Annotated in this window: 23 protein-coding genes; 17 read left to right on the top strand and 6 right to left on the bottom strand. The window is 67.9% G+C overall.

The window, feature by feature from the left end:
* Window positions 1–123 precede the first annotated feature (123 nt).
* A complete protein-coding gene (locus tag U4Z31_RS25165) occupies window positions 124–1,020 on the bottom strand; it encodes a glutamate/aspartate ABC transporter substrate-binding protein (protein ID WP_124523952.1) in 897 nt (298 codons plus the stop codon).
* A gap of 416 nt (window positions 1,021–1,436) precedes the next feature.
* On the opposite strand from U4Z31_RS25165, the gene U4Z31_RS25160 reads away from it, so the two are divergent.
* The 4 genes from U4Z31_RS25160 (at window position 1,437) to U4Z31_RS25145 (ending at window position 7,378) form a co-directional block, all read left to right on the top strand.
* Complete coding sequence (locus U4Z31_RS25160; RefSeq protein WP_124523950.1) at window positions 1,437–3,077, top strand: S8 family peptidase; 1,641 nt, start codon at window positions 1,437–1,439, stop codon at window positions 3,075–3,077.
* Between the two features lie 277 nt (window positions 3,078–3,354).
* Complete coding sequence (locus U4Z31_RS25155; protein ID WP_193759914.1) at window positions 3,355–3,738, top strand: hypothetical protein; 384 nt, start codon at window positions 3,355–3,357, stop codon at window positions 3,736–3,738.
* 47 nt (window positions 3,739–3,785) lie between these two features.
* Complete coding sequence (gene mgtA, locus U4Z31_RS25150; RefSeq protein WP_321811675.1) at window positions 3,786–6,566, top strand: magnesium-translocating P-type ATPase; 2,781 nt, start codon at window positions 3,786–3,788, stop codon at window positions 6,564–6,566.
* A 68-nt stretch (window positions 6,567–6,634) separates the two neighbouring features.
* The gene (locus U4Z31_RS25145) at window positions 6,635–7,378 is read left to right on the top strand and encodes a transporter (RefSeq protein WP_321811674.1); all 744 of its coding nucleotides are present in this window, start codon (window positions 6,635–6,637) and stop codon (window positions 7,376–7,378) included.
* 52 nt (window positions 7,379–7,430) lie between these two features.
* Here the strand turns inward: U4Z31_RS25145 and U4Z31_RS25140 are convergent, their stop codons facing one another.
* A complete protein-coding gene (locus U4Z31_RS25140; RefSeq protein WP_321811673.1) occupies window positions 7,431–7,715 on the bottom strand; it encodes a transcriptional regulator in 285 nt (94 codons plus the stop codon).
* Window positions 7,716–7,786: 71 nt separating this feature from the next.
* Complete coding sequence (locus U4Z31_RS25135; protein ID WP_321811672.1) at window positions 7,787–8,662, bottom strand: LysR family transcriptional regulator; 876 nt, start codon at window positions 8,660–8,662, stop codon at window positions 7,787–7,789.
* A 93-nt stretch (window positions 8,663–8,755) separates the two neighbouring features.
* Here U4Z31_RS25135 and U4Z31_RS25130 point away from each other — a divergent pair, with 93 nt between their 5' ends.
* From U4Z31_RS25130 to U4Z31_RS25105, 6 genes are all read left to right on the top strand, one after another.
* Window positions 8,756–8,992, top strand: coding sequence for a hypothetical protein (locus U4Z31_RS25130; RefSeq protein ID WP_185500292.1), 237 nt, complete (start codon window positions 8,756–8,758; stop codon window positions 8,990–8,992).
* 195 nt (window positions 8,993–9,187) lie between these two features.
* Entirely contained in the window at window positions 9,188–10,267 is a 1,080-nt protein-coding gene (locus U4Z31_RS25125; RefSeq protein ID WP_321811671.1) for a serine hydrolase, read from the top strand.
* A gap of 46 nt (window positions 10,268–10,313) precedes the next feature.
* Window positions 10,314–10,550, top strand: coding sequence for a hypothetical protein (locus U4Z31_RS25120; protein ID WP_321811670.1), 237 nt, complete (start codon window positions 10,314–10,316; stop codon window positions 10,548–10,550).
* Between the two features lie 163 nt (window positions 10,551–10,713).
* Window positions 10,714–11,169 (top strand): MarR family winged helix-turn-helix transcriptional regulator, encoded by a 456-nt coding sequence (locus U4Z31_RS25115; protein ID WP_321811669.1) that lies wholly within the window; start codon window positions 10,714–10,716, stop codon window positions 11,167–11,169.
* A 70-nt stretch (window positions 11,170–11,239) separates the two neighbouring features.
* Entirely contained in the window at window positions 11,240–11,803 is a 564-nt protein-coding gene (locus U4Z31_RS25110; protein WP_321800490.1) for an isochorismatase family protein, read from the top strand.
* On the top strand, window positions 11,800–13,254 hold the full coding sequence (locus U4Z31_RS25105) for a DHA2 family efflux MFS transporter permease subunit (protein ID WP_321811668.1): 1,455 nt from the start codon (window positions 11,800–11,802) through the stop codon (window positions 13,252–13,254). The genes U4Z31_RS25110 and U4Z31_RS25105 overlap by 4 nt, the downstream gene beginning before the upstream one ends.
* Window positions 13,255–13,288: 34 nt before the next feature.
* Here the strand turns inward: U4Z31_RS25105 and U4Z31_RS25100 are convergent, their stop codons facing one another.
* Window positions 13,289–13,885, bottom strand: a complete 597-nt coding sequence (locus tag U4Z31_RS25100; protein ID WP_321811667.1) for a LysE family translocator — start codon at window positions 13,883–13,885, stop codon at window positions 13,289–13,291.
* Window positions 13,886–13,980: 95 nt separating this feature from the next.
* Here U4Z31_RS25100 and U4Z31_RS25095 point away from each other — a divergent pair, with 95 nt between their 5' ends.
* Complete coding sequence (locus tag U4Z31_RS25095) at window positions 13,981–14,856, top strand: LysR substrate-binding domain-containing protein (protein ID WP_321800484.1); 876 nt, start codon at window positions 13,981–13,983, stop codon at window positions 14,854–14,856.
* A gap of 110 nt (window positions 14,857–14,966) precedes the next feature.
* Here the strand turns inward: U4Z31_RS25095 and U4Z31_RS25090 are convergent, their stop codons facing one another.
* A complete protein-coding gene (locus U4Z31_RS25090) occupies window positions 14,967–16,685 on the bottom strand; it encodes a SulP family inorganic anion transporter (RefSeq protein WP_321811666.1) in 1,719 nt (572 codons plus the stop codon).
* Window positions 16,686–16,997: 312 nt separating this feature from the next.
* Here U4Z31_RS25090 and U4Z31_RS25085 point away from each other — a divergent pair, with 312 nt between their 5' ends.
* Entirely contained in the window at window positions 16,998–18,239 is a 1,242-nt protein-coding gene (locus tag U4Z31_RS25085; RefSeq protein ID WP_321811665.1) for a mechanosensitive ion channel family protein, read from the top strand.
* Between the two features lie 67 nt (window positions 18,240–18,306).
* On the opposite strand, the gene U4Z31_RS25080 is transcribed toward U4Z31_RS25085, so the two are convergent.
* Window positions 18,307–19,728: a PLP-dependent aminotransferase family protein gene (locus U4Z31_RS25080; RefSeq protein WP_044843258.1), complete on the bottom strand. Its 1,422-nt coding sequence runs from the start codon at window positions 19,726–19,728 to the stop codon at window positions 18,307–18,309.
* Between the two features lie 152 nt (window positions 19,729–19,880).
* Here U4Z31_RS25080 and U4Z31_RS25075 point away from each other — a divergent pair, with 152 nt between their 5' ends.
* From U4Z31_RS25075 to U4Z31_RS25055, 5 genes are all read left to right on the top strand, one after another.
* Window positions 19,881–22,205, top strand: coding sequence for an FdhF/YdeP family oxidoreductase (locus U4Z31_RS25075; RefSeq protein WP_321811664.1), 2,325 nt, complete (start codon window positions 19,881–19,883; stop codon window positions 22,203–22,205).
* Window positions 22,206–22,217: 12 nt separating this feature from the next.
* Complete coding sequence (locus U4Z31_RS25070; RefSeq protein ID WP_321811663.1) at window positions 22,218–23,138, top strand: bestrophin family protein; 921 nt, start codon at window positions 22,218–22,220, stop codon at window positions 23,136–23,138.
* 135 nt (window positions 23,139–23,273) lie between these two features.
* On the top strand, window positions 23,274–23,603 hold the full coding sequence (locus tag U4Z31_RS25065) for a hypothetical protein (RefSeq protein ID WP_321811662.1): 330 nt from the start codon (window positions 23,274–23,276) through the stop codon (window positions 23,601–23,603).
* Window positions 23,604–23,850: 247 nt separating this feature from the next.
* Window positions 23,851–24,183 carry a hypothetical protein gene (locus U4Z31_RS25060; RefSeq protein WP_059533926.1) on the top strand — a complete coding sequence of 111 codons (333 nt, stop codon included), beginning with the start codon at window positions 23,851–23,853 and terminating at the stop codon, window positions 24,181–24,183.
* Window positions 24,184–24,321: 138 nt separating this feature from the next.
* A complete protein-coding gene (locus U4Z31_RS25055) occupies window positions 24,322–25,911 on the top strand; it encodes an ABC transporter substrate-binding protein (protein WP_124520684.1) in 1,590 nt (529 codons plus the stop codon).
* The last annotated feature ends 17 nt before the right edge of the window (window positions 25,912–25,928 follow it).

The raw sequence follows: 25,928 nt of genomic DNA, 5'->3' as shown, positions 1-25,928 counted from the left end.
GGGCCCGGCTCGCGCTTGCGGCTGCGGGGATGCGCGCCGCGACGCCGACCCGAAGGCCGGGGGATTCGATCGTGCAGGCCGAGCACGCAACGTGTCGGCCCGCACGCAACTGCGACGTTTCGATCAGTACTGTGCCTGATCCGTCGGATTCCTGAACAGCTGCTTCATCTCCGGCGACAGCGGATAGTTGAGGCTCACACCCTTCGGCGGAATCGGCTGCATGAACCACTGGTCGTAGAGCTTCTCGGCCGCGCCCGAGGTCTGCAGCTTCGCGATCACGCCGTCGACCACGTGCTTGAACGCCGGATCGTCCTTGCGCATCATGCACGCGTAGTTCTCGTGGACGAGCGGCGTGCCCGCCACCGTGTACGCGCCCGGATTGCGGTCCTTCGCGATCTCGCCGTACAGCAGCGGCTCGTCCATCACGAACGCGACCGCGCGCCCGGTCGTGACGTTCATGAACGCTTCGGCATGGTCCTTCGCGCTGATGATCGTCATGTTCATCCCTTTCTCTTCGTTGAGCTTGCGCAGCAGCCGCTCGTCGGAGGTGCCGGCCGTCGTCGCGACCGTCTTGCCGGCCAGGTCCGGGAAGTCCTTCACGCCCGAATCCTTGCGCGTGCTGAAACGGATCCCGTACAAAAAGATGCTGTTCGAGAACGCAGCCTGCTTCTGGCGCTCCAGCGTGTTCGTCGTCGAGCCGCACTCGAAGTCGATCGTGCCGTTCTGCAGCAGCGGAATCCGGTTCTGCGACGTGATCGGGATTTCCTTCACCGTCAGGTTCGGTGTCTTCAACTCCGCCTTGAGCGCATCGATGATGCGCGCCGCGATGTCGCGCGAGTAACCGATGTTCTTCTGCTGGTTGTCCGAATACGAGAACGGCACCGACGATTCGCGGATGCCGAGCGACACGACGCCCGTGTCCTTGATCTTCTTCAGCGTGCCGGTGAGCGCCTGCGCGTGAGCGGCGCCCGCCAGCGCGCAGGACAACGCGACAGCCAGCCAACGGAAGCGGTGATCCATGCTTTTCTCCTGACGAAACCGTGATCGAATCGCGATCCTACGCCCGAAAAATTCGCACCGCATCGGGGAAAGCGTCAAGCGCCTCCGTCACGGCCACACCGCGCGCAATCGTTTCCGTGCCGCGCAAAAGCGCCCGCGCCGCATGTTTCGCCGGGTCGACCGCCTGCAATCTTGCACCTCATGAACAGATCACCCGTTCCAAACGCGCGTTCATGCTGCAACCCAGCAACGCAATCGTTTGCGCGTCGCATCTTTTTCACACAAAACATATTCAAGAAGCCGCCTCATCAGCCGTTACCCAATGCATGGCGTGTCGCAGTAACCCCGCGCGCGCCCGACAAAAATCAAGGTCCGGCTTAGGCCAGACCAGGCACCACCGCCGGCACGACGGTTATCTCCGAGGATCGACTTTCAACATGAAAGCCAAACGTTTCAATTTCGCGCTGGCCCGTTCGGCCCATGCGCGCATGCTCGCCGGCATGCTGTCCGCCGCCGCCCTGCTCCCGATCGCCGGCTGCGGCGGAGGCGGCGGCGACGGCAGCAACCCGTCGCCGACCAACACGGCACCGGCCCCGACCCCGGCCCCCGCGCCCGCTCCGACGACCCCGCCCACCAATTCCGGCAGCAACGCGTGTACGTCGCAGCAGGCCGCCACGCAAATGGCCGCCCAGACCACGCCCGACGAGCCGCCGGTCGATCACCTGATCGTCAGGCTGAAGACGCTGACGGCCACGAACGCAAGAGCGGCCATCGACGACGGCACGCGGCTCGACGCGGTGATCCAGCGTTCGATGACACGCTGGACGGCGCCGACGGCAACCGGCGCCGCGCGTGCGTATGCGGCCGCGCCGACGCCGCTGAACGTGCAGGTCGAGCGGACGGCCTCGAACGGCGCGGCCGTGCTGTCGCTCGGCCAGCGCGTCGCGGCCGCCGACGCGGCGGCGCTCGCGGAGGCCTTCGGCGCCGATGCCGACGTCGACTACGCTGAACCGGATCATCCGATGAAGGTCCGCGACACGCCGAGCGACCCGAGCTACGGCCAGCAGTGGTATCTGTCCGACCCGACCGCCGGCGCCGATCTGCCGCCTGCGTGGAACCAGACCAAAGGCTCGCCGACCGTCGTGACGGCCGTGCTCGACACCGGCTATCGGCCGCACCCCGACCTCGTCGGCAACCTGCTGCCAGGCTACAGCTTCATCACCAGCGTCAACACCAGCAACAACGGCCTGTCGCGCGGCCCCGACGCGAGCGACCCGGGCGACTGGGTCACGCAGCAGGAACTCGACAACGCGAGCGGCCCGTACTACCACTGCGAAAGCGAACCGAACACCAGCAGCTGGCACGGCACGCGCGTGATGGGCGTGATCGGCGCGACCGCCAACAACGGCATCGGCATCGCCGGCGTATCGTGGCTCGGCAAGATTCTGCCGGTGCGCGTGCTCGGCAAATGCGGCGGCGTGACGAGCGACATTGCCGACGCGATGCGCTGGGCGGCCGGCATTCCCGTCACCGGGGTGCCGAACAACCCGACGCCGGCGAAAATCATCAACCTCAGCCTCGGCGGCGTCGGCGCCTGCAGCAAGACGTTCCAGCAGGCGATCGACGACGTGAACGCGAAGGGCGTAACGGTCGTCGTCGCCGCCGGCAACGACGGTCTGTCGACCGGCCTCGACCAGCCCGCGAACTGCAGCGGCGTGATCAGCGTCGGTGCCAACGATGCAGCCGGCCGCCGCGCCTCGTTCAGCAACTTCGGCACCAACATCACGCTCAGCGCACCGGGCGTCAACATCCTGTCGACGGCCAACAGCGGCACGACGACGCCGGACGGCGACACCTATGGCCTGGCGAGCGGCACGAGCCTCGCGACGCCGCAGGTGACGGGCGTCGCCGCGCTGATGCTCGCGGTGAACGGCAACCTCACGCCCACGCAGATCCAGCAGAAGCTGAAAAGCGGCACGCACACGGCGAAGCTGGCGGCCAGTACGCCGTGCACCGCGTTGCCGGCAGGCTCGGGCATTCTCGATGCGGGAACCGCGGTCGCGTCAGCCACGCAGTAAGCGGCCCGTTCTCGACGCATGCAGTCGCGCGCGGCTGCATGCGTTTTCTGCCGTGCGGCGGCCCGACTGTCCGGCATCGCGCCGATAACATTTCGCAAGCATCTTCCGACAAAAGGGTTGACGCTTCGCACAACGAGCCTTTACTATCGCCCCCGTCTGAATTACATGGAGTGTTCTGTGAACACCGATGCGAGTTGTAGTTGGTCCTCGACCAACTTGACTGCTGCCTGAGGAAACCGCGCAGAGCCTCGTCTTCTGCCGCATCCCGGGAAGCAGGATGCGGCGTCCTTCCGGCCTGACCGGCCAGAATCCCCCGCCGAATTTTTTCGATATCGCCGAATGTCCGCGCTGCGCAACCCTGCGTTGCAGCGTGCGTACGTTCGTGCTGCGCGCAGCGCAAGCTGCGTGCGTGTTCCGTTCGCGTGCCGTCCGGCCGCGCGCCCTCGTGCGTGCGCGGCTGCCGATCGCCCGTGCCGCCTACTCGCAACCGACAGGAGTGCAGATGAACTCGGACGACAGTAGTCGATTACCGCTCGCCGGTGCGACGCCGCGCATCGATCCTTCGGCCGCACTCCGCGCGCCGGCGAGCGTTCCCCCCTTCACCGATCCACAGCCGATCGCGCCTGACGCGACGCGGCGGGGAGCGCTCGTGCGTCGCTGACGTCACGGTCGCTCCCCGCCCGCCGCCTCGTGCGCAAGGAGCGACTCATGACACGACACAACACTTCGCAAACATCGCAAAAGAAACAGCGCGGCTTCATCAACGCCGGCCCCGGTCAGCAGAACGAACCGCGCAACATGCGCGCCGCGCTGGAAGCGGCCCGCCCGCTCGAAGAAACCTTCAAGTCGCTGCGCACCAGCACGCGCGGCCTCACCTACGACCAGGCCGCCGATCGCCTGCAGCACAACGGTCCGAACGAGATCGCGCACGACAAGCCGCCGCACTGGACGCGCCAGCTGCTGCACGCGTTCCACAATCCGTTCGTCTACGTGCTGCTGGTGCTGGCCACCATCAGCTTCTGCACCGACGTCTACTTCGCGGCGCCCGGCGATCGCGACTTCGTCGGGATGACGATCCTGCTGACGATGGTCACGATCAGCGCGCTGCTGCGCTTCGTGCAGGAATTCCGGTCGCTGCGCGCGGCCGAAAAGCTCAAGGCGATGGTCCGCACGACGGCGACCGTGCAGCGCGCGGTGACCGACGTGTCCGAGCCCGCGCGCCGCGAGGTGCCGATGCGTGAAGTGGTGGTCGGCGACATCGTGCACCTGTCGGCCGGCGACATGATCCCCGCCGACGTGCGCCTGCTCGCGTCGCGCGACCTGTTCATCAGCCAGGCCGTGCTGACCGGCGAAGCGCTGCCGGTCGAGAAATACGACACGCTCGGCGCGGTCGCCGGCAAGTCGGCCGGCGCAGGCTCGACGGGCTCGTCCGCCGCCGCGAACGATGCGTCCAAGTCGCTGCTCGATCTCGAGAACGTGTGCTTCATGGGCACGAACGTGGTGAGCGGCACCGCGACGGCCGTGGTCGTCGCGACCGGCGAAGACACCTACTTCGGTTCGCTCGCACGCAACGTCGTGAGCCACAAGCGCATCGAGACCAGCTTCGATCGCGGCGTCGCGAGCGTGAGCTGGCTGCTGATCAGGTTCATGTTCGTGATGGTGCCGATCGTGTTCATGATCAACGGCCTGACCAAGGGTGACTGGCTGAGCGCACTCACGTTCGCGCTCGCGGTGGCCGTCGGCCTCACGCCCGAGATGCTGCCGATGATCGTCAGCGCGAACCTCGCGCGCGGCGCGATCGCGATGGCGCGTCGCAAGGTCGTCGTGAAGCGGCTGAACTCGGTGCAGAACTTCGGCGCGATGGACGTGCTGTGCACCGACAAGACCGGCACGCTCACGCAGGACAAGATCATCCTCGAGCACCATCTCGACCTGTCCGGCCACAAGAACGAGGACATCCTGCGGCTCGGCTGGCTGAACAGCTTTCATCAGAGCGGCCAGAAGAACCTGATCGACATCGCGGTGGTCGCGCGCGCCGACGAGATCGGCGAGCGCGTGAAGCCGCACGGCTACAAGAAGATCGACGAGCTGCCGTTCGACTTCGTGCGGCGCCGCCTGTCGGTCGTGGTCGAGGACACGCACGGCACGCACCAGCTGATCTGCAAGGGCGCGGTCGAGGAAATGCTCGCGGTGTCGACCCACGTGCAGGACGAGGACGGCGTACGTCCGCTCGATTTCGTCGCACGCAAGCGGCTGCTCGAACAGGCGAACGCGTACAACGAGGACGGCTTCCGCGTGCTGGTGCTCGCGACGCGCACGATCCCGCGCGGCGACGAACGCGAACAATACCGCACCGCCGACGAGCGCGATCTCGTCGTGCGCGGCTTCCTGACCTTCCTCGATCCGCCGAAGGAATCGGCCGCGCCGGCGCTCGCCGCGCTGCGCGAGAACGGCGTGTCGGTGAAGGTGCTGACGGGCGACAACCCGACCGTCACGATGAAGGTCTGCCGCCAGGTCGGCCTCGAACCGGGCAAGCCGATGCTCGGCGCCGAAATCGAGGCACTCGACGACGCGACGCTCGCCGAGGTCGTCGAACGCACGACGGTGTTCGCGAAGCTCACGCCGCTGCAGAAGGCGCGCATCGTGAAGGCGCTGCAGGCGAACGGCCACACGGTCGGCTTCCTCGGCGACGGCATCAACGACGCACCGGCGCTGCGCGACGCCGACGTCGGCATCTCGGTCGACAGCGGCGCCGACATCGCGAAGGAAACGGCCGACATCATCCTGCTCGAAAAGAGCCTGATGGTGCTCGAGGAAGGCGTGATCAAGGGCCGCGAGACGTTCGGCAACATCCTGAAGTACCTGAACATGACCGCCAGCTCGAACTTCGGCAACGTGTTCTCGGTGCTCGTCGCCAGCGCGTTCCTGCCGTGGGAGCCGATGCTCGCGACCCAGCTGCTCGTGCTGAACCTGATCTACGACACGTCGCAGATGCTGCTGCCGTGGGACAAGATGGATCCCGAGTTCCTGAAGAAGCCGCGCAAGTGGGAAGCCGGCAACATCGGCCGCTTCATGCTGTGGGTCGGGCCGACGTCGTCGGTGTTCGACATCACGACCTACGTGCTGATGTGGACCGTGTTCGGCGCGGGCGCGATGTATCACCTGCACGGCGGTTCGGGCGGCCAGATCGTGATGAACTCGGGCTGGTTCATCGAGAGTCTCGTGTCGCAGACGCTCGTCGTGCACCTGCTGCGCACGCAGAAGATCCCGTTCCTGCAGAGCACGGCCGCGCTGCCGGTGCTGCTGTCGACGTTCACCGCGATCGCGATCGGCTGCTGGCTGCCGTTCTCGCCGTTCGCGGATTCGCTCGGCTTCATGCACCTGCCGGGCACCTACTGGCTGTGGCTCGCGGCGACGATGGTCGGCTACATCCTGCTCGCGCAGATCGTCAAGACGATCTATGTGCGTCGCTACAAGCAGTGGTTCTGATCGCCTCCGAAACGACAGCGTGCCGGCCCGCGCGGGCCGGCCGCCCACGACGCAACAACGGTGACTTCATGAAAAGAATGCTTTCGCTCGCGGCCGCGAGCACCCTGCTCGCGCCGTTGTACGCGTACGCGGCCCATCCGCTCGTCAGCGACGACACGGGTACGCAGGGCAACGCGAACTGGCAGTTCGAGTTCAACGGCGAGCAAACCTCGAAACAGGACGAAAACGGCCGCCATCAATTGTGGAACGCGACGCTCACGCGCGGGTTCGGCGAGCACGTCGATCTCTACGTGAACGCGCCTTACACGCATCTGCAAACGCGCACCGACGAACACGGCGCAGGCATCGGCGATGTCGAGATCGGCATGAAGTGGCGCTTCGTCGAACGCGGGCCGCTGTCGCTTGCGCTGAAACCGCAGGTGACGATGCCGACCGGCAACGACGATCGCGGGCTCGGCGCGGGCCGCGTCGGCACCGGCGCCACGCTGCTCGCGCAAGCCGACGTCGCGCGCTTCTCGCTGCTCGCGAATGCGGGCCTCGCGTACCAGCCGAACCGCCAGGGCGACCTGCGCTCGGTCTGGGCCGTGTCGGCCGCGGCGCTCTACAAGGCGACCGACAAGGTGCAGCTCGTGGCCGACATCGGCCTGTCGCGCAACACCGAGAGCACGGCCGGCGCGAATCCGGCGTTCGTGATCGCGGGCGCGATCTACTCGCCGAAGCCCTGGCTCGATCTCGACGTCGGCTACCGGCATGGGCTGAACGACCAGACCTACCGTCATTCCGTCATGGGTGGGGTGACGGCGCGGTGGTGATGTTGCATGTCGAACCGCAATATGACGGGTCGCCTTCGGGCGACCCGTTTTTTCATCCGCGGTCGTTCCCACCGAACAGTTGCTCGCACACGGCGCGCCCCTCTTCGGTCAAGGCGGCGCTGCCGGTGCCGTCGTCGTTCAACGTCGTCGCGCTCAGGCCGGCGGCGTCGAGTTGCGTCAGCACGCGGCGCAGCGTGCTCATCGGCAATTGCGTGCGCTTCGCGATCTTCGGCAGCGACCACGTTTTGCCGGACGGATCGGTCGCGGCTTCATGCAGCGTCGCGAGCGTCGCAACGAGTGCGGGATCGAGCGGGGAGTCGTCGGGTTCTGAAGTCATCGGGTCGGGTTCGTGAGCCGGCGCCGGGCCGGCATTCGGGCGGAAGGCGATCGCGGACACTATACGCCCGGTCATGCGCCCTTGATCGCGGCGCGCATGAACGACACGAAACGCGTGGTCACGGGATCGTCGCGGCCGGACAGCCACGCGAGCCCGACGCGCCATTTCGCGTCCCTGCCGGCGAGCGGCAACACGGTCGCGTCGCGCAGCAGGTACTGCGCGTGCGACGGAATGAACGCGACGCCGACCCCGGCCGCGACCGACGTGAGCACCGATTGCACGTCCTCCGCCTGCTGCGTGACCTGCGGCACGAAGTGCCGCCCGACGCACCACCGGTCGATCTGCGCGGCGAGCCCGGGACCGCGTGCGCGCTGCAGCGCGATGAAGCCGATCTCGTTGAGCTCGTCGAGATCGGCCGGCACCCGCTTGAAGCCGAGGTGCGGCGGCACCGCGAGCGCGAGCGCCTCGTCGATCACCTTGAACGACGACAACCCTTCATCCGACGGCAAACGCAGGAACCCGGCGTCGAGCTTGCCCGCGCGCAACCGGCGGGTTTGCTCGGACGACGACAGGTCGCTCAGCGTGACCGCGACACCCGGATTGCGGCGCCGGAATTCCGCGACGAGTTTCGGCACGAGCGTCAGCACGGACAGGCAGATGCCGAGCCGCAGATGGCCGCGCTGCCCGCTGGTCGCCTCCCGTGCACGCGCGAGGATTTCGTCGGCATCGCGCACGAGCGCCTGTGCGTCGGGCAGGAAGCGTTCACCGAACGGCGTCAGCTCCGCGCCATGCCTGCCGCGTTCGAACAGCTTGCCGCCGAGGATCGCCTCGAGCGCGCCGATCTGCTTGCTAAGCGCCGGCTGGCTCATGTGCAGCGTGTCGGCCGCGCGGCTGAAATGGCTGAGCTCGGTGACCGTCAGGAAGGTTCGGAGCAGTTTCAATTCCATTCTTTTAACGAATCGTAGCGATCGAAACATTCATTTTACTGATCGAACGGCGTGACGTTCAATACGGGCATGCCCTTCGCGGAATTCACTGTCATGCCTGTTGATCATCTAGCCGAGTGCCTGACCGATATGTCGTGCGATACGGTCGTCGCCGACACGGGCGGTGTCGAGCCCGACACGCCGATGCCCGAGCGTCGTACCGCACGCTCTGACGGACGCGGCCGCCGCTTCCGCTTCGGCGATGCGCTGGACGACACGCCGCCGCGTGTCGTCACCGGTTCGATCGCGATCAGCTTCGCGGTCGTGTCGCGGCGGAACTGGCCGCGCTGATTCGACGCAGCGGGCGCCTTTCGCCCGCCGCACGCGTTCGGCGCTTCGCAAAAGCCTCGGCATTCCGCCCGGATCGCACACGATTGCGCGCACATCCATCGTCATCGCCACACAATCGACCTTATAATTTCCCGCACCCGCTGACCGTCCACGCATTTCGCGCCGCCGCAACGCGCGCGAAAAGGAGACTCTCGCTTGACCGGACTCATCGCGCGCCTGCCTCGCGCCCGGACCACCCTGCTCATCGCCCTCTCGTTCCTGACACTTGCGTTCGCAACGAACGCGTCGGCGCAGCGTGCGCAGCCGCATCGCACGGCGACGCCCCATGCGCATGCGAAAGTCGTCAAGAAACAACCCGCCAACCGCAAGCACAAGGCCATCAAGCACCGCCGCCCGCGCGTGACGCATCATGCAGTCAAGCGTCACGCGGCGCCCGCACCGCAGCACCGGCGCGCGAAACGCACGAACGCGGTTCGCCCGCGCCCCGCCGCGCAGCCGCGCCTGCTCGCGAGCTGCGGCTACAACCCGCGCGCGGTGAGCTCGCTACATTCGCGCGCGGCCTACGTGCTCGACGTCGACTCGGGCACGCCGCTGCTCGCCCGCAACGCACGCACGGTGCGACCGATCGCGTCGATCTCGAAGCTGATGACCGCCGTCGTCGCACGCGACGCGGACCGGCCGATGAACGGCGTGCTGCGCGTCACCTCTCGCGATCGCGACACGATCAAGTTCACCGGTTCGCGGCTGCCGATCGGCGCCGAACTGTCGCGCCGCCAGATGTTCCATATCGCGCTGATGTCGTCGGAAAATCGCGCGGCCGCCGCGCTGAGCCGCGACTATCCGGGCGGCCGTGCCGCGTTCGTGAAGGCGATGAACCGCGAGGCGCGCCGGCTCGGGATGCGCGATACGCATTTCCGCGAACCGACCGGCCTGTCGCCGCACAACGTATCGACCGCCGAGGATCTCGCGCGGCTCGTCGGCGCGGCCGCGCAGGATCCGCTGATCCGCTATTTCTCGACGGACACGTCGACTACCGTGCAGGCCGGCGACGGCGAGCTGCTGTACGTGAACTCCGATCCGCTCGTGCGTGACGGCCGCCTGCCGATCCGGCTGCAGAAAACCGGCTTCATCAACGAATCGGGGCACGGCGTCGTGATGCGCATGCGCGTGAAGGGCCGCCGCGAAACGGTCGTGCTGCTCGGCGCGCCGACCCGCGCCGGCGTGTCGAGCGATGCGCTGAAGATCCATCGCTGGCTGACCTGCTCGATCCGGTAAACGCGACGCGCGCGGCCGACACATTCATCCACGAAGGAGCGATGCGATGCAGGACGAATACCGTTTCAACGCGTTCGGACGCCTGCTCGCCGTCGTGCGGACGAACGGCCGCTGGGCGGTGTTTGATCTCGGCACCGAAGGCAAGCGGCGACCGGCCAACCTGCACGTTCCGCCCGCGCTCGCCGCGGACGAACTCGCGCAATATCTCGGCGACCTGCTGCACGAAAATGCGTCGCCGAAGTACAACGACGTCGTGCCGGTTCCGTTGCCGCGCCGCGCATAGCGTCCGGCCGCACACTGCCCACAGTCCGACAATCGGCGGTTGCCGAGCCGCCGCCCGCTGTTCCTCTCCCGGCCTCGCCGACGCATCGTGCGTCGGTGCGCGGTGCATCGCGAACGCCCGCCAAACTAGACAGTTACACTTGCAAGTTTAACTGTCGTGTTCTATGATCCGCCGCATGACTCCGCCACGCACACCCCGCATTTCCGCCGACACCGTCGCCGCCGACTTGACCCTCGCGGTCGGCCAGCTGATTCGACGGCTGCGCGCCGAGATCGAGTCCGAAGGGCTCGGCATGTCGCAGACGAGTGCGCTCGCGCGGCTCGAACGACAGGGCCCCCTGACGACCGCCGATCTCGCGCGCGCCGAGGCGATGAAGCCGCAGTCAATGAAGGCGATTCTCGCGAGTCTCGAGGAAGACGGGCTCGTCGAACGCGAGCCGCATCCGACCGACGGCCGCCAGATCCTGTTCCTGCTGACCGCGGCCGGCCTGGCGGCACGGCGCAAGCGCGACACCGCGAAGCACAAGTGGCTCGGCGCCGCGATCGAGAAGCTCGATGCCGAAGACCTCCGCACACTCGCCGCCGCGATTCCGCTGATCCGGCGCATCGGCGAGCAGTGACCCCGCGTGCGTGCCGTGCGGCATCCGTGCGGCACGTGTCCCTTCTCCCTATGCATGGAGCATCCGCATCATGAGCACAACCCGTCTCGACACGCATACGGCACTCGTCGTCATCGACCTGCAAAAGGGCATCGTCGCGCTGCCCACCGCCCACCCGGTCGCACCGGTGATCGAGCGCACGCGCGAACTGCTCGATGCCTTCCGCAGCCGCGGCCTGCCGGTCGTGCTCGTCAACGTCGCCGGCGGCGCACCGGGCCGGACGCAACTGCCGCCGCGCAAGGATCCGTTCCCGGCCGACTGGGCCGAGCTCCTGCCCGAACTGAACCGCCAGCCGGGCGACCACGTCGTGACGAAGAAAACCTGGGGCGCGTTCACGGGCACCGATCTCGACGCGCACCTGAAAACGGCCGGCGTCACGCAGATCGTGCTGGCCGGCATCGCGACGAGCATCGGCGTCGAATCGACGGCCCGCCAGGCGCACGAACTCGGCTACAACGTGACGCTCGCGGTCGACGCGATGACCGACCTCAACGCGGACGCGCACACGAACAGCGTCGAACGGCTGTTCCCGCGGCTCGGCGAGACGGGCTCGACGCACGAGATCGTCGCGCTGCTCGACCGCCGCGGCGCGTGAGCGACCAACGCGCGCGGCCGGCGCCGGGCCGTGCGGCCGGACGGCTCGGTCCGTCGATCTGGAAAGTCAGCGCGGTCGCGACGCTCGGCTCGCTGCTGTCGCAACTCGACGCGACGATCGTCAACGTCTCGCTGTCGAGCCTCGCGACCGACCTGCACGCGAGCCTGTCGACGATCCAGTGGGTGACGAGCGGCTACCTGCTCGCGCTCACGCTGGTGTTGCCGCTGAACGGCTGGCTGGTCGATCGCATCGGCGCGAAGGCGCTGTACCTGTGGTGTTTCTCAGCGTTCACGCTGACGTCGGCGCTGTGCGGGCTCGCGTGGTCCGCGCCGTCGCTGATCGCGTTCCGCGTGCTGCAAGGCGTCAGCGGCGGGCTGCTCGCGCCGATGGCGCAGATGATGATCGCGCGCGTGGCCGGCCAGCAGATGGCGCGCGTGATCGGCTATGCGGCGGTACCCGTGCTGATCGCACCGATCCTGGGGCCGGTCGTCGCCGGTACGATCCTGCAGTACGCGTCGTGGCGCTGGCTGTTTCTCGTGAACCTGCCGGTCGGCGCGCTGGCGCTGGCACTGGCCGTGTGGTTCCTGCCCGGCGACCGCGAGGAAACGCAGCAGCGCGAACTCGACTGGGTCGGCCTCGCGCTGCTGTCGCCGGCGCTCGTGCTGTTCCTGTATGGCGCGGAGCGCATCGACGCGGTACCCGGCATCGCCGCGATCGCGGGTTCGGTGCTGCTGCTCGTCGCGTTCCTGCGCGTCCAGCTGCGCAAAGGCGAGCGGGCGCTGATCGACCTCGCGCTGTTTCGCTCGCGCGTGTTCGGCGCGGCGGCGGCCACGCAGTTTCTGTCGAACGGCGCGATCTACGCGGGCCAGATGCTGATTCCGGTGTTCCTGATCGAGGCGTGCGGCCGCTCGCCCGGCGAGATGGGCTGGCTGCTGGCGCCGCTCGGGCTCGGCATGCTCGTCACCTATCCGTCGATGGGCGCGCTGACCAGCCGGTTCGGCGTGCGCCGGCTGGCCGCCGCCGGCGCGCTGCTCGCGCTCGCCGCGACGCTGCCGTTCGTGTATCTCGCGCTGGCCGGCTACGATCCCGCCGTGCTGGTGCCCGCGCTGTTTCTGCGCGGGATGGGCCAGAGCGCGATCGGCGCGCCGTCGATTTCCGCCGCGTATGCGTCGGTCGAGCGGCACAACCTGCCGATGGCGACGACGTCGCTCAATATCGTCCAGCGCCTCGGCGGCCCGACCTTCACGACGATGTGCACGCTGTTTCTCGCGTGGCGGCTGCAGGCCGAATCCGCGTCGACGGGCGGCACGCACGGGGTCGCCTACGCGTGGACGTTCGGCCTGCTTTGCGCGCTGCATGCGGCGAGCTTCGCGACGACGCTGCGGCTGCCGCGATGGTCGAGTGGCGCGGGCGGACGGCCCGTCAGGGCCGCGCGGGACGGTTCGCGCTGAGTGTCGGGGCTGCGCCGTGCGCGCAGCGCCGCTGCTACAGCCACATCGGCACGATCGACGCCGCGAGCAGGATCCCCAAGCCCGCATTCACGCAACGCCACTGCTGCTCCGTGCGCAGCACGCGCGCGAACAGCAGCCCGGCACAACACCAGAGCGACAGCGACGCCATCGCCGCCACGCCGAACGCCAGCCCGAGCAACGCGCCGAGCCGCACGGGGCCGGACGCGAGCGCGGCGAACGACGCGGCCGCGCCGAGCGTCATCGCCCAGCCCTTCGGGTTGTGCCACAGCATCCATACGCCGCTGACGAATCCTTGCGGCCGCTGCACGGCCGCGTCGACACCGGGCTTGCCGCCGCGCGCGATGCGCGTGGCCAGCCACAGCAGATACAGCGAGCCGAGCACCTTCATCCCGAGCTGCAGCGCGGGCAGGGCCAACAACACGCTGCCGAGCCCGGCCGCGGCGGCGGCGGCCATCGATGCCAGGCCGGCCGCGATGCCCGTCATCATCGGCAGCGAACGCCGATAGCCGAAATGCGCGCCCGATGCGGTTGCGAGGGTCGTCGCGCCACCCGGTGTCACCGTGGACACGATCACGAACAACAGCAGCGGCAAATAGTCTTGAAGCGGCACACGGGCTCCCGGTTCGGGTCGTCGAAGCTCCGTTTTACCCGCGCTCCGTGCATTACGACAGCGAAAGCTTTTTATGCCAGTCATTAGCATTCATAATGCGAACCATGACACGCAACCTCGACATCGCCCTGCTTCGCGCCTTCGTCACGGTCGCCGATCACGGCAGCATGACGGCGGCGAGCCGCGCGCTGCACCTGACGCAAGGCGCGGTCAGCCAGCAGGTCGCGCGGCTCGAAACGCTGTCCGGCCCGCTGTTCGTGCGCGAGCATCGCAACATGCTGCTCACGGCGGACGGCGAGCGTCTGCTCGCGCAGGCGCGCCGGCTGCTCGCCGCGCACGACGCACTGCTGACCGAGCTGACGGCCGGTGCGATGGAAGGCGCTGTGCGCATCGGCGCGCCGCAGGACCTCGTCGGCAGCTGTCTCGCGCCGATCCTGAAAGGCTATGCGCACGCGCACCCGCAAGTCGCGCTGTCGCTCGTGTGCGCGGCATCGCCCGCACTGCGCAAGGCGCTCAGGCAAGGCGAGATCGATGTCGCGCTGATCGAGGCGCCGGTCGGGCCGTCGCGCGGCGAATGCATCGCCGTCGACCGTCTGGTCTGGGTCGGCGCGAAAGGCGGCAGCGCCCATCTGCAGACGCCGCTGCCCGTGTCGATGGTCGACCAGACCTGCGCGTTCCGCCCGACCGTGCTCGACGCGCTACGGGCCTGCGATCGCGCGTGGCGCACCGTGTTCGAGAACGGCAGCATCGACGCGACGGCCGCGACCGTGCGCTCCGATCTCGCGGTGACCGTCTGGCTCGCGTCCACCGTGCCGGCCGATCTCGACATCCTGCCGGCCGACAGCGGCCTGCCCGCCCTGCCGAACTTCGCGATCAACCTGCATCTGCCGCGCGGCCAGCACGCGCCGGCCGCGGCGGAACTGGCCCGCCATTTGCGCAACGGCTTCGCGCGCGTGCGCGCAGCCGCTTAGCGGTGAAGCTTCCCGCGTTCCACTTCCCGCGTTCCGCCTCCCGCCTCCCGCGTTCCCCCAGCTTTCCGCTTTCCGCTTTCCGCTTTCCGCTTTCCGCCTTCCAATTTCCGCTACGTGCCCCCCGGCTCCTGCTGCGCCGGCGTCACGCCCGCCGCTTCCAGCGCCTGGTGCAGTGTCGGGAAAATGCACGACGCGCCGACGATCTCCGTGATCCGGTGGCGCTCCATATCGGCGTGCAGGTAGCGGTTCACGCGCCCGAACAGCACACCGATCCGGCGCGCGTGCAGCGCCTTGACGAGATCGGTGAGCGTCCGCGCGGCCGAGTAATCGAGATCGGTGATCGCGCCCGCGTCGACGATGAACCAGCGCAGCGGTACCGGCGACGCGTCGACGAGTTCGGTCACTTCGGCGGCGAACCGATGGTCGTTCGCGAAAAACAGGTCGGAGCCGAACCGGTAGACGATCAGCCCCGGCGCCGTCATCGCGCCCGGCCGGGCCGGCACCGGCAGCCACCGCCCGTTGCCGTCGGCGGCTTCGAGCACCATCGTGTGTGGCTGATAGCTGTGGCGCACGTGCCGCATCAGCGACAGCGCGACGGCCAACAGGATCCCGTGCTCGACACCGACCGTCACGACGGCCGCGGCGGTGACGAGCGCGAGCGTGAATTCGCCGGGGCTTTCCCTGCGGATCGCCGCGAGGCTGCGCACGTTGATCAGCCCGAGCGCGATCGTGAACACGATGCCGGCCAGCACCGCATGCGGCAGGTACTGCAGATACGCACTCAGGAACAGCAGCACCGCCGCGACGACCGCTGCGAACGCCAGATGCCCGATCTGGCTGCGCACGCCCGCGCCGTCGGCCATCGCGGTCTGCGTCGGGCTGCCGTTGACGACGAACGCGCCGCCCACCGCCGCCGCCGCGTTCGCGGCCGCGAGCCCGAGGATGTCGGCGTTGGTGTCGACGTCCTCGCCGTACTGCTGCGCGAACACGCGGGCCGCCGCCGCGCTCTGCGCGATGATCATCACGAAGCACGACGCGGCGACCGGCACGAGATCGAGGAACTGCTGCCACGTGACGGACGGCCAGCGCAGCGGCGGCAAGCCGCCCGCGACGGGCCCGAGCACGGCGATGCCTTGCGCGGCGAAGCCGAAGCAGTCGCTCGCGGCGATGCTGCCCGCCACCGCGATCATCGGCATCGGCACGCGCGGCAGAAAGCGCTTGCACGCGAGAATCGCGACGACGACGAGCGCCGCGAGCGCGAGCGTCGGCCGATGCGCGTGGATCGCATGCGTGACGACGTAGTCGAGCTGGGCGACGCTGCGCGATGCCGGATACGGCACGGACAAGCCGAGCATGTCGCCGAGCATCGCGATCGACACTTGCACGCCGACGCCGGCCAGGAAGCCGACCAGCACCGTGCGCGACAGGAAATCGGCGAGAAAGCCGAGCTTGAAGATGCGCGCGAGCAGCAGCATCGCGGCGGTCAGCAGCGCGACCATGCCGGCCAGCGCGACGTACTCGGCGCTGCCCGGCGGCGCCATCGACGACAGGCGGCTCGCGAAAATGGTCGCGGTCGCGGAGTCGGCGGCGACCACCAGATGGCGCGACGCGCCGAGGCACGCGAACGCGATCAGCGGCAGGAACACGGTATAGAGGCCCGTCACGGCCGGCATGCCGGCGATGCGCGCATAGCCGAGCACCTGCGGGATATCCATCGACGCGAGCGAGATGCCCGCGAACACGTCGCGGATGGCCGACGCGCGCCGAATCGGCAGAATGCCCTTCAGCAGCCGCACGCGTGACGGCTGGCTTTCGTTGGAATCTTGCATGCGTGAAATGCGTGGTTGACCGGAACGACGTGGAAGCGGAGTTCGCGAAGCCGTTCGCGCATCGTGCCCCGAGCGGGCGATGCGTGGCAAGTGCACAGTATGTTGCGCCACGTGAGCACACGGACTCGACGACACAAGGCCACAAGGAAAATCCGCGCAACGGCGAGAATGTTGAGGAGCCCTGCGTCACGCATTCGCGACATCCGGCCGGAACCCGATGGCACAATCACGGTCCCTTTCATGTGCCCTTCACCGGGCGCGCGCCGCGTCGCGGTACAGATTCAACGCACGAGAAGGCCCCTGTCCACCCTTATGACCCTGAACGAATCCTGGTTTGCGCCGCTCGTCGGCATCCTCATCCTGCTCGCCGCCGCCGGCGCGATCGCCGACGCCGTCCATTTCCTGCTGTTTCGCGTGGTCGCGCGCCTTGCGCGGCTGTCGGCCACCCGCATCGACGACGCGCTGTTCGAGTTCGGCGCATTCAAGTGGCTGAACCGCATCGTGCCGTTCGTCGTGATCAAGCTCGGGCTCGGCGCGGTGCCCGGCATTCCCGCCGTGGCCGCGCAGGCTGCCGACAAGGTGCTGTTCGCGCTGATCGTGTTCCTGGTGTCGATGACGATCAGCGCGACGCTGTCCGCGCTCGAACACTCGCATCGCACGAGCCGGCGCGACCAGCCGCGCCTGTCGCTGAAAGGCGCGATGCAGCTCGTCAAGCTCGTGATGTTCATCACGGCCGCGCTCGTCGTGATCGGCGACGCGACCGGCAAGCAGATCGGCCTGCTGCTGTCGGGCATCGGCGCGATGTCGGCGGTGCTGATGCTGATCTTCAAGGACACGCTGCTCGGCCTCGTCGCCGGCGTGCAGCTGTCGTCGAACGACATGCTGCGGATCGGCGACTGGATCACGATGCCGTCGGCCGGCGCGGACGGCACCGTCATCGACATCACGCTGAACACGGTCAAGGTCGCGAACTTCGATCACACGATCATCACGGTGCCGACCTGGAAGCTGATCACCGAGAGCTACCAGAACTGGCGCGGAATGACCGAGGCCGGCGGGCGCCGCATCAAGCGCGCGCTGTTCATCGACGCGACGAGCGTGCGCTTTCTCGGCAACGACGAGATCGAACGGCTCGAACGCCTGACGCTGCTGAAGGACTACCTGGCAGACAAGGTCGACGCGATCGCGCAATGGAACGGCACGCTCGGCGCGGCCGGCGAATGCCCGGCGAACCGCCGCCAGCTGACGAATCTCGGCACCTTCCGCGCGTACGTCGCGAACTACCTGAAGGGCCATCCGCACATTCGCCGCGACATGACGTGCATGGCGCGCCAGCTGCCGCTGACGGCCGAAGGCATTCCGCTCGAACTGTACTGCTTCACCGACACGACGACCTGGGTCGATTACGAGGCGATCCAGTCCGACCTGTTCGATCACCTGATCGCGGTGCTGCCGGAGTTCGGGCTGCGTGTGTACCAGCATCCGTCGGGCTTCGACATGCGCCGGATGGTCGACACGGCGCAAGCCGGACTGCCCGCGCCGTCCGCGCGGTGACGCTTGCCTGCGCGGCCGCCGACGGGTCGCTGCGGGCAAAGCGGTGTCGCGGCGGGCGCCGCGCCGCTCACCGCCCCGCGCACTCGGATGCGAGCCGCCCCACCACCTTCAGCGCCTCCTCGATCTGCCGCGACCACGGATAGCTGTAGTTGAGCCGGATGAAGTGCCGATAATCGGCGGTTGCCGAGAACATGTGGCCGGGCCCGATCGTGATCCCTTGCGCGAGCGCGAGCGCATACAGCTTCATCGCATCGACCTGCCGCGGCAGCTCGACCCACAGCACGTACCCGCCCTGCGGCTGCGACAGCCGCGTGCCTGCCGGGAAGAAGCGCCGCACCATCGCGCTCATCAGGCTCGCCTGCTGCGCATACTGCTTGCGCATCCGCCGCAGGTGAAAATCGTAGCCGTCGTGCTTCAGGTATTCGGCGATCGCGAGCTGCTCGATCGCCGGCGTCGCGAGCGTGTTCAGGAATTTCAGCTTCTCGACCTGGTCGCGGTAGCGGCCGGGCATCGCCCAGCCGATCCGGTAGCGCGGCGACAGGCTCTTCGTGAACGATGCGCAATGCAGCACGAGCCCGTCGCGGTCGTACGACTTCAGCGCGCTCGGCGTCGTGTCGCCGAAATGCAGCTCGTGATAGACGTCGCTCTCGATCGCGGGAACGCCGTGCTTCGCGAGCAGCTCGACGAGCGCGCGCTTGCGTGCATCGGGCATCTGGAAGCCGAGCGGATTCTGGAAATTCGGCATCACCATGCACGCGGCGATGCGCTCGCGCGCGAGGATCCGTTCGAGCGCGTCGAGATCGATGCCGTCGCCCGGATGGGTCGCCACCTCCAGCGCGCGCATGCCCATCCGCTCGATCGCGTGCAGCATCGCGTAGAACGTCGGCGACTCCACCGCGATCGTGTCGCCCGGTTTCGCGACCGCCTGCAGGCACAGGTTGATCGCCTCGGTCGCGCCGATCGTCATCACGATCTCGCCCGGTTCGACCGGAATTCCGCGCTCCGCGTAGCGCCGCGCGATCTGGCGGATCAGCTCCGGGTTGCCGGGCGGCAGGTCGTCGATCACGCCCCAGCGCGTGCGGCGCCGCCCGATCGCCTGCGCGTAGCGCGCGAGACGCTGCACCGGGAACTGCGACGCGTCGGGATACGGCGAGCCGAGCGGCACCGCGTCGTCGCGCGAGATCGTGCGCAGCGTCGACAGCACGAGCCGGCTCACGTCCACCGCCGACGGCTCGGCGGCCGGCGCCGACATGTGCAGCTCTGCCTCGGCCGGCGCCGTGGCGCGCGCCCGCACGAAGTAGCCCGACTGCGGCCGGCTCTCGATCAGGCCGCGGCTCTCCAGCACGAGGTACGCGCGCAGCACGGTCGTGACGCTGAGCTGCTGCTGCCGGCTCGCCTGGCGCACCGACGGAATCCGCTCGCCGGGCCGGTACACGCCGCGCTCGATCTGCGCCTGCAGATCGTCGGCCAATTGTTCATAACGCTTCACGCGCCTCCCTTTCAACTTCCCTTCAACAACACAGTTGCGGTCCGCACTGCCCGGATGGCCGGAACTGTACTCTTTTTTGAAGACGAAAGGTGTACACACAGCGGCCGGAGCGCCGCGCGTACTCTGCGTGCATCGCCCCTGACACCCTGCATATGAAAAAGAAATCCGCCGCCGCGCGCATCGAACCGTACACCCACCCGGCTGCCGGCTGGGGCGCGCTGAAAGCCGTCACGATCAACCTGATCAAGGAAAAGGTTACCGGCGGCAACTACCGCACGCTGCTGCGCCAGAACCAGCCCGACGGCTTCGACTGCCCGGGCTGCGCGTGGCCGGACCGCCAGCACGCATCGACGTTCGAATTCTGCGAGAACGGCGTGAAGGCCGTGGCCGCCGAAGCGACGAGCAAGCGCGTGACGCCAGAATTCTTCGCCGCGCATACGGTCGCCGAGCTGCTCGAACTGTCGGATTTCGAGCTCGAACAGCATGGCCGCCTGACCGACCCGATGGTGTACGACGCGCAGACCGACCGCTACGTGCCGATCGCGTGGGACGACGCGTTCGAGCTGATCGCGCGCCACCTGCGCGCGCTGCCGGACCCGAACCAGGCCGCGTTCTACACGTCCGGCCGCGCGAGCAACGAGGCGGCGTTCCTGTACCAGTTGCTGGTGCGGCTGTACGGCACGAACAACTTCCCCGACTGCTCGAACATGTGCCACGAGGCGACGAGCCGCGGGCTGCCGGCGTCGGTCGGCGTCGGCAAGGGCACCGTCACGCTGGACGATTTCGAACATGCGGACATGCTGCTGATCTTCGGCCAGAACCCGGCGACCAACCATCCGCGGATGATGGGCGAACTGCGCGAATGCGCGAAGCGCGGCGCGACGATCGTGTCGATCAACCCGCTGAAGGAACGCGGGCTCGAGCGTTTCGCCGATCCGCAAAGCCCGCTCGAGATGCTGACGATGTCGGGCACGAAGATCGCGTCGACCTTCATCCAGCCGACGATCGGCGGCGATTTCGCGCTGATCAAGGGGATGGCGAAGCGCGTGCTGGAGCTCGACGATGCCGCACGCGCCGCCGGCGCGCCGCGCGTGCTCGACACCGCGTTCATCGACGAGCACACGGCCGGCTTCGACGCGTTCGCCGACGATCTGCGCAATGAAAGCTGGTCCGCGCTGACGGCCGAAAGCGGCGTGCCGTACGAGCAGATCGACGGCCTTGCGCAGCGCTACGCGCGCAGCGAGCGCGTGATCGCGACGTGGGGCATGGGCATCACGCAGCACAAGCATTCGGTCGCGACCGTGCAGATGCTGACGAACCTGATGCTGATGCGCGGCAACATCGGCCGCCCCGGCGCGGGCCTGTGCCCGGTGCGCGGCCACTCGAACGTGCAGGGCAACCGCACGGTCGGGATCGAGGAAAAGCCGTCGCAAGCGTTCCTCGACCGGCTCGGCCACGTGTTCGACTTCGAGCCGCCGCGTCACCACGGCTACGACGTCGTCGAAACCATCGAAGGGATGCTCGAAGGCCACGTGAAGGTGCTGATCGGCCTCGGCGGCAACTTCGCGATGGCGACGCCCGACACGCCGCGCACGTGGGCAGGCATGCGCCGCTGCGATCTCTCCGTGCACATCACGACGAAGCTGAACCGCAGCCACCTGATCCACGGCCGCGACGCGCTGATCCTGCCGACGCTCGGTCGCACCGAGATCGACCTGCAGGACAACGTCGCGCAGGGCGTGACGGTCGAGGATTCGATGAGCATGGTCCACGTGTCGTACGGGATGAACAAGCCGGCGTCCGCGAACCTGATGTCGGAACCGGCGATCGTCGCGCACATGGGCCACGCGCTGTTCGGCAGCGGCAAGATCGACTGGCTCGCGTACAAGGACGACTACGCGAAGATCCGCGACGCGATCGAGGCGACGCTCGACGGCTTCTACGACTACAACACGCGTATCGCGCGGCCGGGCGGCTTCCACCTGCGCGTCGCGTCGCGCGATCGCGAATGGCTGACGCCGACGGGCAAGGCGAACTTCATCGCGCATGCGCTGCCGACCGACACGCCGATCCAGCGCGCCCGCGCACTGCACGGCGAGCGCCTGATGACGCTGATGACGACGCGCTCGCACGACCAGTACAACACGACCGTCTACGGGCTCGACGACCGCTATCGCGGCGTGTACGGCCAGCGCCGCGTGGTGTTCGCCAACCGCGACGACCTCGCGATGCTCGGCCTGAAGGCCGGCGACCGGGTCGACATGGAAACCGTGTGGCACGACGGCATCGAGCGGCGCGCGGACGGCTTCCTGCTCGTCGAATACGACATCCCGCGCGGCTGCATCGGCGCGTACTACCCGGAAACGAACCCGCTGGTGCCGCTCGACAGCGTCGGCGACGTGTGCAACACGCCGACATCGAAGTCGGTGCCGGTGCTGCTGCATCGCGCGGCCGCGCCGGCGTCGGCTGCCGCCTGACGGAGCGCCGCGATGATCGTCCGCCCGCGCGAGCACTGGCTGCGGATGCTGCTCGTCTGGAACGGGTCGGTGCTGCCGACCATCCTGCCGCAGTTGGTGCTGACGCTCGCGATCAGCCTCGTCGCGGTGTGGGGCGGCGGCCGCGTGCTCGGCGAGAAGGTGCCGCTGAACCCGACGCCGTTCACGCTGATCGGCCTCACGCTCGCGATCTTCGCGGGGTTTCGCAACAACGCGAGCTACGAACGCTATCGCGAAGGCCGACAGCTGTGGGGTGGCGTGCTGACCGCCACGCGCACGCTGGTGTCCCAGGCGCTCTGCTACGGCGCGGTCGACGATGACGATGCTGCACGGCAGGCGTTCGTGCGCAAGGTCGTCGCGTTCGTCTATGCGTTGAAGCATCAGCTGCGCGGCACCGATCCGGCGCCGGACCTGCGCACGCTGCTCGACGACGCGACCTATGCGCGCATCGTCGCCGCCCGGTTTGCGCCGATCGCGATCGTTCATGAACTGCGCGAAGCCTTCGCCGCGCGCGCCGATGCGGGCCATCTCGCCGATACGCGGCTGTGGATGCTCGACGCGCGCCTCGACGACCTGGTGTCGATGGTGAGCGGCTGCGAGCGCATCGCGTCGACGCCGATCCCGTTCTCGTACGACGTGCTGCTGCACCGGACCATCTACGCGTACTGCGTGCTGCTGCCGTTCGGTCTCGTCGATTCGATCGGCGCGGCGACGCCGTTCGTCACCGTGTTCGTCGCCTATACGCTGATCGCGCTCGACGCGATCGCGCATGCGATCGCGGAGCCGTTCGGCGACGGGCCGAACCACCTCGCGCTCGATGCGATGACGCGCACGATCGAGCGCACGCTGCTCGAACTGAACCGCGAGCCGCTGCCGGCGGAGGTGACGCCCGGCCCGGCGTATCGGCTCACCTGACGAGCCGATACGGCCGACGCGCTGTAATAAACACTTGCAAGCGATACAGCCGGAAACGTCAACAGCCGGGGCCCGCACAGCGTTTTTTCGACAAGCGCGCACGTTTCGTGACGCGCAACGACAGGAGAAAACGTCATGCGAGCCCTTACCCGCCATCTCGCGATCGCCGCCACCCTGATGTCGGTGCTGACCGGCACCGCGTTCGCCGAAACGCCGTGGCAGCAGGCGCATCCGCGCCGCGAGGAGGTCAACCAGCGTCTCGCGAACCAGAATCGCCGGATCCGTCACGAAGTGAAGGAAGGCGAGATGTCGCACGCCCGGGCCGCGCGCCTGCACCGTGACGACCACAGGATCCGCCGGGAAGAGCGGGACATGGCCGCGCAGGATCGCGGCCACATTACGCAGAGCGAAAAGCACGTGCTGAACCAGCAGGAAAATGCGGTCAGCCACAAGATCGGCCAATAACGCCGGCAAACGTCGATTCGCCATCGCTTGAAACGCCCGCTGCCGCCGCGCGACAGCGGGCGCTTGTTGTTGTATCGAATCGTTTCAGCCGGCCGTTCGTGTCAAGTGCCGCGGGTATACTCCGACGTCAGCCGCCGCCCGTATCGACCGTCAAAAACGGCACGATTGCAGCGGTTTCGTCGCGAAGCTCCGCGTTTCGCGTACCCCGCGCCCCAGCCTCGACACGAGACACACGACGATTCCGACCATGAAACGATTCCTGCTGCTCCTTCCCGCCGCCCTGCTCGCCGCCTGCGGTTCCGCGCCCTCGTCCGACTCGGCCGCGTCCGGCCCGGCGCCGATGATCTACGTGTCGTCGGCGCGTCCGGCCCACGCGATCGCCAACTGCCTCGACAGCCGCCTGTCCGGCACCGAGCAATCGCAGCACAACGGCGTGACCGACATCACCGTCGGCTCGCGCTCGTACTTCGTCACGCTCACGCCGTCGGGCAACGGTTCGGTCGTCAAGGTCGTGCGCGGCTCGGGCAGCGAGCCAGCCGAGGAAGCGATGCGCTTCGCGATCGCGCGCTGCGTGATCTGACCGCCGCCGCTGCCGGGCACCGCGCCCGGCACGCAAGCCGCTTCCCCCGGGCGCCGTTCCGCGCGCCCGTCGAATTTTTTCATCCGGGCGGCCGTCGATGAGAGAATCGCACCACGATTCCCTTTCCACGGAGCCCGCATGAAGCACCTGCTGTCCCGGCTGTTCGTCAGCGCCGCGCTCGTCGCGCTTGTTCCGGCGCTGCCGGCGCAGGCCGCGACGCCGCCCGGCATTTTCGTCGTCGCCACCCAGCTCGGCGAATTCACGACCCTCGATCCGAGCGAGATCTACGAGCTCGTGCCGTCCGAGTACGTCGCGAACACCTACGAACGGCTCGTGCGGGTCGACCTGAAGGACCCGACGCGCTTCGACGGGCAGATCGCGCAATCCTGGACGGTCGGCGCCGACGGGCTCACCTATACGTTCAAGCTGCGCCCCGGCCTCGCGTTCCACTCCGGCAACCCGGTCACCGCCGACGACGTCGCATGGTCGCTGCAGCGCACCGTCCTGCTCGACAAGGGCCCGGCCGGCGTGCTCGCCGATCTCGGCCTCACGAAAACGAACGTGATGCAGAAGGTGCGCGCGGTCGACCCGCAGACCTTCGTGCTCGAAACCGACCGCAAGTACGCGCCGAGCTTCGTGCTCAACGTGCTGAGCGCGTGCCCGGCGTCGGTGCTCGACAAGAAGCTGCTGATGTCGCACCAGCAGGGCAACGATTTCGGCAGCGGCTGGCTGAAGACCAACGACGCGGGCTCGGGCCCGTACCAGCTCGCCAAGTGGACGCCGAACGAAAGCATCGTGTTGCAGCGTTTCGACAAGTACCGCGCGCCGTACCCGATGAAACGCGTCGTGCTGCGCCACGTGCCCGAGGCATCCGCGCAGCGGCTGCTGCTGGAAAACGGCGACGTCGACGCCGCGCGCAACCTGAGCCCCGACAGCCTCGCCGCGCTGACCAAGGCCGGCAAGATCAAGGTCGCGTCGTGGCCGGTGTCCGCGCTGCTGTACCTGAGCCTGAACACGAAGAACCCGAATCTCGCGAAACCCGAGGTCCAGCAGGCGATGAAGTGGCTGGTCGACTACGACGGCATCCAGCGCAACATCGTCAGCACGACCTACAAGGTCCACGAGACCTTCCTGCCCGAAGGCTTCCTCGGCACGCTGAATGCGAACCCGTACAAGCTGAACGTCGCGAAGGCGAAGGCGCTGCTCGCGAAGGCCGGCCTGGCGAACGGCTTCGACGTGACGATGGACATGCCGAACGATTATCCGTACCTCGAGATCGCGCAGGCGCTGCAGGCCAACTTCGCGCAGGGCGGCATCCGCGTGAAGCTGATCCCGGGCGATGCGAAGCAGGCGATCGGCAAGTACCGCGCGCGCCAGCACGACATCTTCATCGGCGAATGGTCGCCCGACTACATGGACCCGAACAGCAATGCGCGCGGCTTCGCCTGGAATCCGGACAATTCCGACCAGTCGAAGACGAAGATGCTCGCGTGGCGCAACAGCTGGGACATCCCGCAACTGACGAAGGACACCGAGGCCGCGCTGGTCGAGCCGTCGCCCGCGAAGCGCGCGCAGCGTTACGAGGCGCTGCAGAAGGCCGTGCTCGCGAACTCGCCGTTCATCATCATGTTCGAGAAGGTCGTGCAGGTCGCGACGCGCCCCGGCACGACCGGGCCGGAGATCGGCCCGATCAACGACCTCGTGTCGTACCGGACGCTGGCGAAATAAGCCCGGCTGCCCGCGCG

Source organism: Burkholderia sp. BCC1985, assembly GCF_905339915.1.
Classification (GTDB): domain Bacteria; phylum Pseudomonadota; class Gammaproteobacteria; order Burkholderiales; family Burkholderiaceae; genus Burkholderia.
The sequence above is the reverse complement of the archived record's forward strand: the minus strand, read 5'-3'. Positions and strand labels throughout refer to the sequence as shown.